This window comes from Sulfuricella sp. T08, assembly GCF_000971475.1.
Lineage (GTDB): Bacteria > Pseudomonadota > Gammaproteobacteria > Burkholderiales > Sulfuricellaceae > Sulfuricella.
Genome location: NZ_DF967522.1, coordinates 70,731 through 85,256 on the forward strand (window position 1 = coordinate 70,731; position 14,526 = coordinate 85,256).

The following is a 14,526-nucleotide window of genomic DNA, read 5'->3' on the forward strand; positions in this document are numbered from 1 at the left end:
ACTCCACATGACAATTTCCGAAATTTAGGTAGAATAGTCGCCTCCTTTGCCAGGTGCCCGCCGCTTTCACCGCGGATGGGTTAAACGGGAAACAGGTGCGCGCCATTGCGCAAACCCTGTGCTGCCCCCGCAACGGTAAGCGAGTGTGGACGCATCAACCACGCCACTGTGAACATGTTCATGGGAAGGCGATGCGTCAAGACTCGTGAGCCCGGAGACCGGCCCGGCAATTTTTTAAACCCTAAACGTATGCGGGGATGCATACGTCATATGGAGTCCGAAATGAAATCCCTCCTCGCTTTGCCACTGCTGGCAATCGCTGCTCCTTTGTACGCCGAAGAAATACCCACTTACACCGCCGATGAAATTGTCGTCACGGCGACGCGTTTCCTGTCACAAAGCCAAACCTCGCCATTTGGCATACAGGTCATCACGCGCGAGGATATCGCGCGCAGCACTGCAACCACCATACCGGAACTCTTGTCACATTTTGCCGGCGTGAAAACGAGGAGCAACAGCGGTAGCCCAGACGCCCAAATCGATATGCGCGGCTTCGGCATCACAGGAGGCCAGAACACCCTGGTGCTGCTTGATGGTCAGCGGCTCAGCGAAATCGAGCTGGTTTCCCCAAAATGGTCAGCCATCCCCATGGATTCGATCGAACGCATCGAAATCCTGCGCAGCAGTGGCGCAGTCCTCTATGGTGGCGGCGCCACCGGCGGTACCATTAACATCATCACCAAGATGCCTAAACCTGACCAACGCGAAGGCTTTGTTAGCGCGGGTTACGGCACCTACAATACCTCCGAACTCCGCGCAGGCGGCCTGATCGGCAGCGACAATCTCAGCCTCGCGCTTCATGCCAATCGTTATGATTCCGACAACTATCGCAAGAACAATGAGATTGCACAGGAAAATATCGAAGGCGACTTCCGCTTCACGACGGAAAATACACAATGGGCGCTAAAATTCGGCGCGGACGACCAAAGCCTGCGTCTGCCCGGCGCCCGGACCGAATCGCAACTTCAGTCTGACCGACGCGGCACCGCCACCCCGAATGACTGGAGCACGCGAACGGGTGGCCACCTCAACCTCAATGGCAGCACTCGGATCGGAGACGCCGAACTGACTGCCGATCTCTCTTACCGTGAACGCAATGCCAAGGCGTCTTATGCTCCCGGTTATAGCATCGAGACGAAAGTCAATGTTGCAGCTTTTAATCCACGCCTGAAACTTGGCCACACTCTACTGGGACAGCGCAACGATTTGGTATTAGGGCTGGATTTGGATGATTGGGATTACAACTCCAAAAACACTTATTCCACCTCGCTGGCCAGCCAGAAAAATCAGGCCTTCTATTTCCAGAACCAGACCATGCTGTCTACCGCTACCCGCATCACATTGGGAGGACGCCTCCATCAGGTAGAGTCCTCCGTCGGCACAATAAGCCAGACGAAGTCTCCGCGTGCCTTCGAATTGGGCTTGCGTCACGAATTGAGCCAAGGACTGGCCCTGTTTGCCAAGCTCGACCAAAGTTTCCGTATCGCGACCGTAGATGAAAACCAGTTCCAGATTTCTCTATTGGAACCACAAACATCGCACGACCGGGAAATCGGTTTCGAGAAAAGGCTCGCGGCTGGTGCATTGCGCGCCTCGCTCTACCAGATCCGCCTCAACAACGAGATCGCATACCTGCCTTCAACCTTGGTCCCGCCATTCGGGGCAAACATCAACCTCCCACCCACACAAAGACAGGGGCTTGAACTGGCGGCAAACTGGCGAGCAACAGACACTCTGGATGTGTTCGCAAACTACACTTACGCCGAAGCGACATTTCGTGAGGGCACTTATAACGGAACGGATGTAACCGGGAAAAACGTGCCACTCGTACCACGGCATGCAATGAACCTTGGGGCGTCATGGCGCATCGCGCCGACGACCAACCTGGGCGCAGATGCTCAGTATATTGGGGAACAGTACTTCGACAATGACCAAGCCAACACATTCGGTCGCAAAATGTCCAGTTATACGGTAGTGAATGCCAGGCTCGCCCATGACGTCGGCCCTTGGCGTCTGGCCGCAACCGTGAAGAATCTGTTTAACGAAAAATACTTCAGCTACGCAATCAAATCAGGTACGACTTTCAGTGCATATCCAGCGCCAGATCGGACTTTATTTATGTCGGCTGAATATCGATTTAAGTAAGTACGCAAACCTGCAAGGGCGGCCTAATATTGGGCCGCCTTTTTCTTTTGCGTGGTTTTTTGCTATTGTTCGCGTCATGCTCAAAGACGCCATCGACCTGTCTACGCTTCGTCGCGTATTAGTCATCAAGCTACGCCACCACGGCGACGTGCTGCTTACTTCGCCGGTTTTCAGCGTACTGAAAAACCACGCGCCGCATCTGGAAATCGACGCACTGGTTTATCAGGACACTGCGGAAATGCTGAGCCTTCACCCCGCCATCAGCCAGCTGCACGCCATCGACAGAAAGTGGAAATCCGCCGGGGTTTTTACTCAGACCAAGGCCGAATTGAAACTGCTGTCAGAGCTACGGGCGAGGCGCTACGATCTGATCATCCACCTGACCGAACACAACCGGGGAGCCTGGTTAACCAGGCTGCTTGGTGCACGCTATGGCGTGGCCGAGAAACTGCGCGGAAAAGGCAGGTTCTGGTACAACAGCTTCAGCCACCGCTACCCCATTCCCATTGGTCGCTGGCGCCATCGCGTGGAGCTCAATCTGGACGCGCTGCGCCGCATCGGGGTCTATCCCGCCGGGCAGGAGCGGCATCTCACACTGGTTCCCGGCAAGGAAGCAGAGGCGTTCATCGACAAGGAACTCGAACAACAGGGTTTGCGGGGGAAACCGTTTCTCCACCTGCACCCTACTTCGCGCTGGCAATTCAAATGCTGGCCCGAAGGAAAAATGAGTGAACTGATCGACACCCTGCAGCAGGAAGGGCATCGCGTGGTGCTGACTGCCGGACCAGGCGACGACGAGATGGCTGCCGTAAAGCGCATCACCACATCCCTGTCCGCACCCGTGACAGACCTGTCTGGACGCCTGTCGCTCAAACAACTTGCGGCGCTCACAGCCAGAGCGCAGGCATTCATCGGCGTGGATTCCGCCCCGATGCATATCGCCGCCGCCATGGGAACACCCACGGCGGTCCTGTTCGGCCCTAGCGGAGACCCGGAATGGGGTCCATGGCAAGTTCCTCACCGGATCATTATCTCAAACCACACGTGCCGCCCTTGCGGCAACGATGGCTGCGGTGGCGGGAAACTCAGCGAATGCCTCCAGACCATCAGCGTGGCAGAAGTGCTGGAGGCCGTGCACAGCCTGCTGTTGCAGGGGCGCGGAAACTGCTGAAGATCGCTCTCGTCCGCCAGCGCTACACCCCCTTCGGCGGGGCGGAGCGCTTCGTCGCCAATGCCGTGCGCGCCCTGCGTGCCGAGGGCGCATCGCTGACCATCGTCACCCGTCGCTGGCCTGGCGGGGAAGAATTCGCCCCCCTGATCTGCAACCCCTTCTATCTCGGCAGCCTGTGGCGCGACTGGAGCTTCGCCCGCTGTGTCTGTCGCTCTTTGAAAAACCAGAATTTCGACCTGGTGCAGTCGCACGAGCGCATCAGCTGCTGCGACATCTACCGCGCCGGCGATGGCGTTCATCGCGAGTGGCTGACCCAGCGCCGGCGTGTGCTCGGCCCGCTGAGCCGACTCGGCGTCGCTCTCAATCCCTACCACCACCAGGTGCTCTCTGCGGAAAAAAGACTCTTCACCAGCCCGCAACTCAAGGCAGTGATTTGCAATTCGAACATGGTCAAGGAGGAAATCCAGCGCCATTTCGGACTGCCCGAAGAAAAGCTGCATGTCATATACAGCGGCGTTGACCAGAATGTATTTCACCCCGGGCTGCGGGAACTCCACCGCTCTGCAGTGCTCGCGCAAAACAACATTCCCGCCGACGCCACCGTCTTTCTCTTCGTCGGTTCCGGCTTCGAACGCAAGGGCTTGGCCACTGTGCTTCGTTCCTTGGCCGAACTTCCTTCATCCACGTATTTGCTGGTGGTGGGCAAGGACAAGAAACTCGAACAATTTCGCCGCCTGGCAAATAAACTGGGGATAGAAACCAGAACCCGGTTTCTGGGCGGGCAGGAAAACGTGCAGCCGTTTTATGGCGCAGCCGATGCTTTTGTCTTGCCCACGCTCTACGACCCCTTCCCCAACGCTGCGCTGGAAGCCTTTGCCTGCGGCCTGCCGGTGATCACCAGCACCAAGAGCGGGGCAGCGGAATTGATCCGCGAGGGAGTAAACGGCTTCGTCCTCGACGCACTGGATGTCGCAGGATTTGTCGCCGCAATGCAGCAGGCTGCGACACAGGGCGTTGCCCACTACAGCGCGCCCTCACGAGACACCGTGGCAGCGCTTTCTCCCGCTGCCATGAGCAGTCGGCTATTCGCTCTTTACCGGGATTTGCTCTGGGGTGCAATTGAAAGTGTTGGCCGTCAACTCCAAGCCCCTCTCCCTAACCCTCTCCCACAAGTGGGAGAGGGGACGGATGTGGCTACGCCCGGTCAACCATCCAGGCTTGTTCCAACTGTGCTCCCCTCTCCCGCAGGCGGGAGAGGGGCTGGGGGAGAGGGCGCGAAATGAACGACCAACACTTTCAATTACACCCCTTGCTCGGTAGCTCTCGGATTGGGGCAGAAAAGTGCGTATAATTCGCCGGTTATGCCCCGTCCAGAAATGAACAGCAGGGAACTTTACCTGCGCTTACTCCAAAACGTCCTGCCCTACTGGCGTACTTTCGCCCTGTCCGTTGTAAGCATGGTGGCGCTGGCAGCAACCGAGCCCCTTTTCCCTGCGCTGATGAAGCCCCTGCTCGACAACGGCTTCGTCAACCGGAACATTGAAATGACCTGGCTGGTGCCGGTGGCCCTGATCGGCTTGTTCCTGTTGCGCGGCTTGCTCACCTATGCGGGATCCTATGCCATCGCCTGGGTCGGCAATAAAGTGGTGATGGATCTGCGCGACCAGATGTTCCGCAAAATCATCGCCCTGCCCATCCCCTACTATGACAACAGCAGCACCGGATCGCTCATCTCAAAAGTGGTGTACGACGTGGGGCAGGTAACCGCCGCAGCGACCAGCGCCATTACCGTGCTGGTGCGCGACTCCCTGACCATAGTCGGACTTCTGGGATGGATGCTGTATCTCAACTGGAAGCTGACTCTGGTCAGCCTGGTTATCGCGCCCATCGTCGCCCTCATCGTCACGGCATTCAGCGGCCGCCTGCGGGCAATGAGCCGGGAAGCCCAGCGTTCCATGGGCAACATCACCCAGGTGCTGGAGGAAACCATAGGCTGCAACAAAGTAGTCAAGGTCTTCGGCGGTCAGGAATATGAAGCGAAGCGCTTCTTCGAAGCCAACAACCTGGTGCGCCGCTTCAACATGAAGCAGACCATCGCGGCAGCGGCCTCGGTACCTCTCGTACAGTTCTTCGCCGCCGTGGCATTGGCCATCATAGTGTATATCGCCATCGACCAGTCCTCCGCCGACCAGACCACGGTAGGCGGATTCGTTTCCTTCATCACCGCCATGCTGATGCTGCTGACACCACTGAAACGCCTGACCGGCGTTAATGAAAGCATGCAACGGGGGCTGGCTGCGGCCGAAAGCGTATTCGAACTGATCGATCAGGAATCCGAACCGGACAGCGGCACCGAACCGCTCCCCCGCGCCAGCGGCCAGGTCGAATTCCGTGACTTGGGCCTCACCTATCGACCAGAAGAATCGCCGGCGCTGGATGGCATTTCCCTTATCATCGAACCGGGCGAAACCATTGCCTTGGTGGGACCATCCGGTAGCGGCAAGACCTCGCTCGTCAATCTCATCCCGCGCTTCTACCATCCCACTTCGGGCCAGCTCCTGATCGACGGACATAATGTCGAACACATCAAACTCTCCGACCTGCGCGCCAATATCGCCGTGGTCAGCCAGGACGTGACCCTGTTCAACGACACTGTCGCCGCCAACATCGCCTATGGCGTCATGCGCGGCGCCAACGAGGCGGAAATCGTGGCCGCCGCCGAAGCTGCCCATGCGATGGAATTCATTCTCCGCATGCCGCAAGGCCTGCAGACCCTGATCGGTGAAAACGGCGTGCGCCTGTCGGGCGGTCAGCGCCAGCGACTGGCCATTGCCCGCGCCATTTTGAAAAATGCCCCTATCCTGATCCTGGACGAAGCCACCTCAGCCCTCGACACCGAATCCGAACGCCACGTCCAGGCAGCACTGGAAACCTTGATGCAGGGGCGGACCACCATCGTCATCGCACACCGGCTTTCGACGATAGAAAAGGCTGACCGCATCGTGGTGCTGCAAAAGGGGCGCATCGCCGAAATCGGCAGCCATCGGGAACTGCTGGATAGAAAGGGTATTTATGCCCATCTTTACCACATCCAGTTCGCGCAGGACCATCTGCCGCAGGCCGGCGAACAAACATGAGCGCCACCCTCTCTCCTAGCTCTCTCCCGGAGGGAGAGAGGGACGCGGTCTCGCTGCGCGAGGATCGCATTAGCCTGCATATCGTCCATACCGAGGCCTCCCTGGGCTGGGGTGGCCAGGAAATCCGCATTCTCACCGAAGCGGCCGGCATGATGCTGCGCGGCCATCAGGTTACGCTGCTATGCCCGGCGAAGGCCAAAATATACGAGGAAGCCAGGCTCCGCGGCATTCCCGCAGTGGCACTGCCGATCGGCAGGAAGAACCTGCGTGGCGTCCTGGCTCTGCATCGCTGGCTGTGGAATAATCCCGCCGATATTCTCAATACCCACAGCTCGACGGATACCTGGCTGGCAGCGCTGACTTCCTTGCTGCCAGGAGCGCAGGCACCGATCGTACGTACCCGCCACATTTCGGCCCCTATCCCGAACAATCGGGCAACGCGCTGGCTGTATCAACGTGCGACTCGCCACATCGTCACAACTGGCGAAAAGCTGCGGCACCAACTGATTACCGTCAACGGCTACAGGCCGGAAAGCATCACCTCCGTACCCACAGGAATTGACCCCAGCCGCTTCATACCCGGCGACAAACTACTCGCCCGCCGACAGCTTGGGCTGCCGGAAGAAGGCGCGATCATCGGCATCGTCGCCACGCTGCGCAGCTGGAAGGGCCACGCCTATTTGCTGGATGCCTTCGCGACATTGGGAAACCCCACAGCCCGCCTGCTGATCGTTGGCGATGGCCCGCAGCGGGATGCCCTACAGAAGAAAGTGGTCGAGCTGGGTCTGCAAGAACGTGTCATCATGCCCGGCAACCAGCGCGATGTACTGCCCTGGCTGCAAGCCATGGATATTTTCGTCCTGCCCTCCTACGCCAACGAAGGCGTGCCACAGGCCCTGCTGCAAGCCATGCTGTGCGCCCTGCCGATTGTAACCACTCCAGTGGGCAGCATCCTCGATGCAGTACAGGATGGGACAAACGGATTGATTGTAGAACCCAAAAATGCTGAAGCGCTGCAACAGGCGCTGGAGCACTTATTGAAAGAACCGGAGCTTCGTCGTGAGCTAGGGGAACACGCTCGCATAGATGGGTTGGAGAAATTCGGACTCCAGGCCATGCTCGACAAAATGGAAGCGATCTTCCTCAACGCGACCCATGTCTAGCCGTTTAATTCCGCGCCTCAAGGTATTGGCGCTAGCCGCAAGAAATAGACTAACAATGCTCGGCCGGCGCAAACCGCCAGTTTCGCCTCGTCGTATTCTCGTTGCCCATCACTTGCTATTGGGCGACACTCTGATGCTGACACCGTTGTTGGCCAAATTACGCGTACGTTACCCGAATGCAAAGATCGTCATAGCCACCCCCAAGGCTATTGTTCCTCTCTACCAACATCGCCCTTACGGGGTAATCAGCATTCCCTATGACCCGCGCGATGGCAGCACCCTCAAGATGTTGCTTAATGCGGGGGGCTTCGATCTCGCCATCGTCCCTGGTGACAACCGTTACAGCTGGCTGGCTCTGGCCGCCGGCGCGCGCTGGATCGTGGCATTCTCCGGTGACCGCCCAGCCTACAAAAGCTGGCCAGTTGACCGTCTCGTTCCATATCCCAGCCAACCTGCTGCCTGGGGCGACATGGTTTCCGGGCTGATAGACGGCTCGGCACCGGCACCCTACAAGCCCGAAGATTGGCCAGCGCCGGACTCCCGCCCCTTCACTTTGCCACAGCAGCCATATTGCGTCCTGCACGTAGGGGCAAGTACTGTGCTCAGGCTGTGGAGTCCGGAAAAGTGGCGCGCTTTAACCGAATTCCTGACAAAATGTGGACTCCAGATTGTCTGGAGCGGTGGCCCAGGTGAACAACGATTTGTCGACGAAATCGATCCGGACAAAAAACATCTTTCGTTTGCCGACCAGCTAGACTTGGCTCAACTGTGGCAGCTGTTAGCCCACGCCAGACTACTGGTCTGTCCTGACACTGGCGTGGCCCACCTCGGCCGCATCGTCGGTACCCCAACGGTGACGCTGTTTGGGCCGGGTTCGCCGGTCCTCTTCGGTGCGGGCGAATTCTGGCGAAATAGTCTATACCGTGCCGTCATGGTTGATGATTTCCCTTGCCGGGATCAACGCGTGCTTTTCAGACGAACCATAGGCTGGGTGAGGCGGTGCAGTCGCGGGCCGCGTGAATGCCTCTCTGTCGGAGCGTGCATGGACGGCATTCAGGTGGCTGATGTACGCCGGGCCATCGAAGAACTGGGAATACACGAGTAGATGAGCAAGGTCTGCTACCAAATCAACCTGCAGCAAGGCTTCGGCGGAGGGGAGGCCTATACCCGTTTCTTCAGCAACGTACTGCAGCAGCTTGGCTGGCAGGTTACGCTTTTCGTCCACAAGAACGCAGGTTTCTGGCGAAAACTGGACATGCCCGGCGTCACACTTGTTCCAGTCGGTAGTTATGAAGAAATCCATGGCCACTTGCCGGCTGAACGCTCCTTGTTCATCACCCATTCCCCTACAATCGGCAAACTGGCCGACACGCTTGCCAGCAAGCACATCCTCACCGGTTTCGCCCACATGCCGCTGTACAACCGGAATCCGGAGCCATTCAGGCCCTACCACCTTATTTTCGCCGTTTCCGGCCACGTCATCGACAGCCTGCGCGCGGCAGGTATCGACAATTATTATGAAGAGCCTCTCTACGGCGTGGCCGATCTGACACGCCCGGCTAAAGAACAAGAAACGACGATCCGCGCCGCATCGGTTTACGACTGGGACACCCGCAAGGTGCGCGACCGCCTCCTGAGCCATCTATACCCCGCTTGGTTCGCACTCAAGCCCGAGGAGTATTTCAAGAAAAGAAAAGGCCTGACGCTGGGTATTGTCTCGCGCTTAACGCCGATCAAGCAATTTCCACTGATGTTCGGCATCCTCGCCCCCATCCTTCGGCAGTTCCCTGACGTCAATCTGGAAATCTTCGGCAGCGGTGGCTACGCGTCGGTGCGTGACTTGCGTAGAAGCCTCAATCCTATTGCCGACCAAGTGCGCTGGTGGGGGCACCAGAACAACATGAGCGCGATTTATCCACACCTGGATTTTCTGCTCACCGGGCTGCCGGAAAAGGAAGCGCTCGGACTCAACGTAATCGAGGCTCAAGCTTGTGGCACGCCAGTACTGGCAGTAAATGCCCCACCTTTCACCGAGACCGTGGTCGAAGGAGAAACCGGCTATTTCTTCACCGACCCGCGTCAGGATGACGGCCGCGATTTCGCGCGGCTGCTCGGCAAGCTCCGTACTGCGGACGGAGAATTCCTCGACCCACGCCGGGCAACGACGCACCTCGAAAGCTTTTCCCTAGCACAATTCTCGCAACGCGTGAAACGGGCAATGACCGCTGCAGCGCGTCTTCTGGAATCCCAACCCGTTTTAACCTCCTAAGACCCTTTAAATATATAATTTTTGTATGCGCACAAAAATGTAGAACCGCCGGCGACCCATATGCAAACCTGTCACGTAACACACTAGATATGAAATCCACTTTTAAATACCCGTTTGAATTTTTTGCACTTGCTGCATTAATTTTATTCATCCCATTACTGGAAGCTCCGAAAAATATTTTCTGGCTCGCTTTTATCTGCATTTGGTTTACCAACCGAATTCGTGCAAAAGATTTTGGCGGCGCGTGGGATATATGGGATAGCCTGATTGGTTTCTGGATATTATCCGGCTATCTAATCTCTGCCTTTTCCGGATTACATGGCGGCGAATGGGGGGGCGCAAACGACATTCTGCGATATGGCTCGATACTGTGGGTAATCAAACGTAGTGGCTACAGCCGGACGGAACTCCGCTGGCTAACAATCGTTATCATATGCTCCACGTTCATCGCACTAAGTCATGCTTTGTGGAGCCTGTTTGTCACTCATACCAAGCATGCCCTTGAGCTTAACTCCGTCGGGCACGTCAACCACAGTGCAATTTATCTGGCAATCAGCTATGGCGCTCTCCTTTCCCTTACCCTGGCGTTCTGGAGAAAAAACAATTCAGGCCTGCGAATTCTCAGCGCTCTGCTCACCACGCTTTTTGCAGTGTCTATTTTCATTTCAGCCAGTCGGGCAGCCGTGGGAGTAGCGCTGCTACTTACATTGATTCTGGGCTTGGTCTGGCTGAAACGCTCAAAATACCCGCTTGCGATCTTATTTATTGCAGCCACACTATTGGCAGGTGGCGCATACATTACCCACACTGAAGTCATACAGAAACAGGAAAGCAATACGAAAGCCGGCATTATTCTGTCATACCGGGATGTCATCTGGAACACAGCGCTTGTTGCCTGGCACAAATATCCGGCATTTGGTGTCGGCATGAATAACTACAACCAAATCCGTATGGGGAAAATTAAAGCCTGGCTGGAGGAGTCTGGCAAACCTTATGTGGAATCTCAATATTTATTCGCGCCGCACGCCCACAACCTTTATATTAATTCCCTTGCAGAACGGGGATTGTTAGGCACTGCGACACTGCTGAGCGTGCTTATATCCTGGCTTTATTGGCTTATCCGGTTCGCCCCGAAAGGCGACGACGAAGATTTGGCATGGGGACTGTGGGGTGGCAGTTTTAGCGCATGGTTTATTACTATAGGCGTTGGCCTTGCCAACACCACCCTCCATCACGAACATGCGATCCTGAGCGTCATGTTGCTGGGCATGTGGCTAGCCTATCTTAAACTAGAGGCTCACCCGTCCGCCCAATGCACGCCGTGAATGTAATCCCAACACTTTCCACACCCATATTTCTGGTAATTCGCCGCGATAATATTGGCGATCTGGTTTGCACAACCCCCTTATTTACAGCCCTAAGGAAACACTTCCCTGATGCGCGCATTTACGCTTTAGTAAATAGCTACAATAAAGCAGTATTGGAGAACAACCCGGAAATTAATCAGGTTTTTTGGTATGCCAAGGCAAAGCACCAGGCTGGTTGGAAAGGTAAGCTATCGGCCTATTGGCATCGACTCTGCTTAATTATCCAGTTGAGGCGAATGAAGTTTGATTATGCCATTCTGGCCAGCCCAGGATTCCAACCCCGCTCTCTCCAGCTAGCCAGATGGATTAGGCCCAAGCACATCATCGGTTATACCGAAAATGGAAACACGCAAGGCTCCTCTATCGACATTGCCATTCCCCGCACCGTTCATCATCCGATGCACGAGGCCGAGGACGTTTTTCGGCTGCTTGCACCCCTCGGGATTACAGGCGAACCGCCGGCAGCCCTTGTTTTTCCTGACGAGACCGAGGTTTGCCGCGCAAGAGATACAATAAAAATCCAGGCATGGGAATCAAAATCCACAATTGGCATCCATATCAGCGCCCGGAAGCCCAGCCAACGCTGGCCTGCGGATCGTTTTGCGGCGCTAATTCGTAAGCTGTACGCAGAGTACCAAGCCAATTTTCTGTTGTTCTGGTCCCCTGGCGACGACACCAACCCACTGCACCCCGGGGATGACGCCAAAGCCAAAGAAATCATGGACGCATTACCCGATGTTCCCATTCTTGCCTATCCGACCCATAAACTTGGGCAATTGATCGCCGGGTTGTCATTGTGCCGCATGGTTGTTTGCAGCGATGGCGGGGCCATGCATCTTGCTGCCGGTCTTGGCAAACCAATACTGTGCTTTTTTGGCAAATCGGAAAGCACTCGGTGGCACCCTTGGGGTGTTCCCTATGTGCTGCTACAACCGCAAAGCCTCGATGTTAAAGATGTGAGCGTAGAAGATGCCTATAATGGCACGAAGAGCTTGCTGGATGGATGCTGATAGTGCGTAGTAGCCTGGATGAAGCCTAGCGTAATCCGGGAGTGCCCGGCAGGGCGCAATAGTCCCTCCACCAACCCAACCCACCACCCGGCGGGCGCCCCGGATTACGGCCTTTGGCCTTCATCCAGACGACACCGCTTGTGCCAACTACCAGTTTTAATTACACCCGATCGCCCGCACTGTAATTGCCGAAATTATCGCAGTCACAGTCTACCCATCCAATGATGCGCACAATTGCGCCACATCTTTCGCCGGCAAAACCTCTACTTTTTCAGCAATCGGATAACCTGTTTCAACAGGGGCAACAATATACGCTTGTTCGAGCTGCAAATCCTTCATCGCGGACCAGAAACCTTTTGACAAAGAGGGCGCGCTGGAAAGTTTGATCTCAAATCCTATTCTTCTCTCACCACGTTCCGCCACAACATCCATTTCCGCACCTGTCGCCGTACGGTAAAAAGATAACTGCCACTGCGGTGACAATAATTGCGCAATCTGCTCCAACACCCATCCTTCCCACGATGGCCCAACGACGGGATGTCCGGCAAGTTCATCCAGGCTGCGAATTCCGAGTAGCGCGTGCAACAACCCACTGTCGCGCAAATAGATTTTCGGAGATTTCACCAAACGCTTGCCTAAATTGACATGTAATGGGGGCAGCCGCCTGACCATATAGGTCGCCTCAAGAATTTCCAGATAATGCTGCACGGTAGGTGCTGAAACCCCGAAACCAGAAGCCAGTCGCGATGCATTCCACATCTGCCCATGCAGATGAGCAAGCATCCGCCAGAAGCGATGCAACGTCGGACCGGGAATCCGAATGCCGAAAGCGGGGATATCACGTTCCAAATGCGTGATGATGAAAGACTCGCGCCACGCGAGAGAAGCCTCTTCCGATTCGGCCAACCAACTTAACGGATACCCGCCACGCAGCCAAAACACGCCAATGTCAGCTTTTTTTGGCTTAATTTCGCTGACATCGAAAGGCGCCAACTCATGAAAAGAAATTCGACCTGCCAAGGATTCTGAAGTCTGCCTTAACAACTGCGGCGAAGCCGAACCCAACAACAGAAATCGTCCAGGGCGACGGTTTTCATCGATCAACGCGCGCAAAACGGGGAACAAGTCAGGCTGCCGTTGAATCTCATCAAGCACAACAAGTTGATCCACGTGGCGAGACAAAAATAACTCCGGATCAGCCAACTTGGCCAGATCAGAAGGCCTCTCGAGATCCAGATACAGGCTATTTACATGGCTTGACCCGACAGAACGCGCCAGCGTGGTTTTACCTGCCTGTCGAGGCCCCAAAAGAGCGACGGCAGGGAATTGAACCAACGCTTTTTCAATATTCGGAAGAATTCTGCGGATTATCATTACTGCATATTAAAAGGCTATCTTTCTAAATGCAATATTTATTCGCTGAGGGCATCGCCGAAGACTTTGGGTTAGAAGATGAAGACGTGAGCGACGCACTGGACGGTTTTGAAAAACTGCAGGCTGGCTTTAAGGTTAACAGCGCGGAAAGAAACTCATGAATTTTTGCTACTACAGTACTCCGGAACCCACTTCTTCAATCCCTGTTTAACCTCCTGTTCCGATAGCATTTCCCCGCTTCCCGTCCACTGCAACAGCGCATCGAGCCAGACATCGTCTGCCGTGCGCGCTTGGGCGATACGCAGCTTGGGGTGAGGTGTCGGCAACGTATGCTCATCATCAGCCAGTAATTCTTCGTACAGCTTTTCCCCTGGGCGCAGGCCGGTGAATACAATGGGAATATCACCCTCTGAAAAACCGGAAAGCCGGATCATATCCTTAGCCAATTCCACAATCCTGACCGGCTCCCCCATATCCAGCACAAAAATCTCGCCACCCTCCCCCATCAATCCAGCCTGAAGCACCAGCTGAGCAGCCTCGGGAATAGACATGAAATAGCGCGTGATTTCCGGATGGGTAACGGTAATGGGCCCACCGCGCGCGATCTGCTCCTGGAATTTGGGAATCACGCTACCCGTACTGCCCAGCACGTTGCCAAACCGCACCATGACAAAGCGAGTCCCCGAAGCACTCTTTTCTCCCTGCAAACCAGCACCCCCTCCCTCTTGCAGGGGGAGGGTTGGGGAGAGGGTAGAATTACCGGTTGACGCTGAGGCACTGGGGGAGAGGGAACCCTGCAACCCCTGGCAAACCATCTCGGCCAAGCGCTT

Annotated in this window: 12 protein-coding genes and 1 riboswitch; of the genes, 10 read left to right on the forward strand and 2 right to left on the reverse strand. The window is 55.9% G+C overall.

Annotated elements, in window-relative coordinates; genetic code table 11:
• Window positions 1-34 precede the first annotated feature (34 nt).
• Window positions 35-242, forward strand: a riboswitch (cobalamin riboswitch).
• A 40-nt stretch (window positions 243-282) separates the two neighbouring features.
• The 9 genes from SCT_RS00755 (at window position 283) to SCT_RS00795 (ending at window position 12,322) form a co-directional block, all read left to right on the forward strand.
• A complete protein-coding gene (locus tag SCT_RS00755) occupies window positions 283-2,205 on the forward strand; it encodes a TonB-dependent receptor (RefSeq protein WP_159107864.1) in 1,923 nt (640 codons plus the stop codon).
• Between the two features lie 76 nt (window positions 2,206-2,281).
• Entirely contained in the window at window positions 2,282-3,376 is a 1,095-nt protein-coding gene (rfaQ, locus tag SCT_RS00760; protein WP_059417808.1) for a putative lipopolysaccharide heptosyltransferase III, read from the forward strand.
• Window positions 3,298-4,659, forward strand: a complete 1,362-nt coding sequence (locus SCT_RS00765; protein ID WP_202812091.1) for a glycosyltransferase family 4 protein — start codon at window positions 3,298-3,300, stop codon at window positions 4,657-4,659. Before rfaQ ends, SCT_RS00765 begins: the two co-directional genes overlap by 79 nt.
• A 93-nt stretch (window positions 4,660-4,752) precedes the next feature.
• Window positions 4,753-6,513 carry a lipid A export permease/ATP-binding protein MsbA gene (gene msbA / locus SCT_RS00770; RefSeq protein ID WP_082098136.1) on the forward strand — a complete coding sequence of 587 codons (1,761 nt, stop codon included), beginning with the start codon at window positions 4,753-4,755 and terminating at the stop codon, window positions 6,511-6,513.
• Window positions 6,510-7,676, forward strand: a complete 1,167-nt coding sequence (locus SCT_RS00775) for a glycosyltransferase family 4 protein (RefSeq protein ID WP_082098114.1) — start codon at window positions 6,510-6,512, stop codon at window positions 7,674-7,676. The genes msbA and SCT_RS00775 overlap by 4 nt, the downstream gene beginning before the upstream one ends.
• Window positions 7,669-8,781 carry a glycosyltransferase family 9 protein gene (locus SCT_RS00780; protein WP_082098115.1) on the forward strand — a complete coding sequence of 371 codons (1,113 nt, stop codon included), beginning with the start codon at window positions 7,669-7,671 and terminating at the stop codon, window positions 8,779-8,781. The genes SCT_RS00775 and SCT_RS00780 overlap by 8 nt, the downstream gene beginning before the upstream one ends.
• Window positions 8,782-9,945, forward strand: coding sequence for a glycosyltransferase family 4 protein (locus SCT_RS00785; protein WP_059417814.1), 1,164 nt, complete (start codon window positions 8,782-8,784; stop codon window positions 9,943-9,945).
• A gap of 89 nt (window positions 9,946-10,034) precedes the next feature.
• Complete coding sequence (locus tag SCT_RS00790; protein WP_059417815.1) at window positions 10,035-11,270, forward strand: O-antigen ligase; 1,236 nt, start codon at window positions 10,035-10,037, stop codon at window positions 11,268-11,270.
• Entirely contained in the window at window positions 11,258-12,322 is a 1,065-nt protein-coding gene (locus tag SCT_RS00795) for a glycosyltransferase family 9 protein (protein WP_059417818.1), read from the forward strand. Before SCT_RS00790 ends, SCT_RS00795 begins: the two co-directional genes overlap by 13 nt.
• 210 nt (window positions 12,323-12,532) lie before the next feature.
• Here SCT_RS00795 and SCT_RS00800 read toward each other — a convergent pair whose 3' ends face one another.
• Window positions 12,533-13,696 carry an ATP-binding protein gene (locus tag SCT_RS00800; RefSeq protein ID WP_059417819.1) on the reverse strand — a complete coding sequence of 388 codons (1,164 nt, stop codon included), beginning with the start codon at window positions 13,694-13,696 and terminating at the stop codon, window positions 12,533-12,535.
• Window positions 13,697-13,725: 29 nt separating this feature from the next.
• Between SCT_RS00800 and SCT_RS17790 the strand changes: the two genes are divergently transcribed.
• Window positions 13,726-13,857 (forward strand): hypothetical protein, encoded by a 132-nt coding sequence (locus SCT_RS17790; protein WP_256381539.1) that lies wholly within the window; start codon window positions 13,726-13,728, stop codon window positions 13,855-13,857.
• Here the strand turns inward: SCT_RS17790 and SCT_RS00805 are convergent.
• On the reverse strand, window positions 13,852-14,526 hold a 675-nt coding region (locus SCT_RS00805; protein ID WP_237759537.1), incomplete at its 5' end, for a polysaccharide biosynthesis protein. The two genes, SCT_RS17790 and SCT_RS00805, sit on opposite strands and share 6 nt — an antisense overlap.

Bases quoted from the DNA above. Each gene is read 5' to 3' on its own strand.
- SCT_RS00755 (WP_159107864.1), top strand. From the start codon at position 283: ATGAAATCCCTCCTCGCTTTGCCACTGCTGGCAATCGCTGCTCCTTTG.
- rfaQ (WP_059417808.1), top strand. From the start codon at position 2,282: ATGCTCAAAGACGCCATCGACCTGTCTACGCTTCGTCGCGTATTAGTC.
- SCT_RS00765 (WP_202812091.1), top strand. From the start codon at position 3,298: ATGCCTCCAGACCATCAGCGTGGCAGAAGTGCTGGAGGCCGTGCACAG.
- msbA (WP_082098136.1), top strand. From the start codon at position 4,753: ATGAACAGCAGGGAACTTTACCTGCGCTTACTCCAAAACGTCCTGCCC.
- SCT_RS00775 (WP_082098114.1), top strand. From the start codon at position 6,510: ATGAGCGCCACCCTCTCTCCTAGCTCTCTCCCGGAGGGAGAGAGGGAC.
- SCT_RS00780 (WP_082098115.1), top strand. From the start codon at position 7,669: ATGTCTAGCCGTTTAATTCCGCGCCTCAAGGTATTGGCGCTAGCCGCA.
- SCT_RS00785 (WP_059417814.1), top strand. From the start codon at position 8,782: ATGAGCAAGGTCTGCTACCAAATCAACCTGCAGCAAGGCTTCGGCGGA.
- SCT_RS00790 (WP_059417815.1), top strand. From the start codon at position 10,035: ATGAAATCCACTTTTAAATACCCGTTTGAATTTTTTGCACTTGCTGCA.
- SCT_RS00795 (WP_059417818.1), top strand. From the start codon at position 11,258: ATGCACGCCGTGAATGTAATCCCAACACTTTCCACACCCATATTTCTG.
- SCT_RS00800 (WP_059417819.1), bottom strand. From the start codon at position 13,696: ATGATAATCCGCAGAATTCTTCCGAATATTGAAAAAGCGTTGGTTCAA.
- SCT_RS17790 (WP_256381539.1), top strand. From the start codon at position 13,726: ATGCAATATTTATTCGCTGAGGGCATCGCCGAAGACTTTGGGTTAGAA.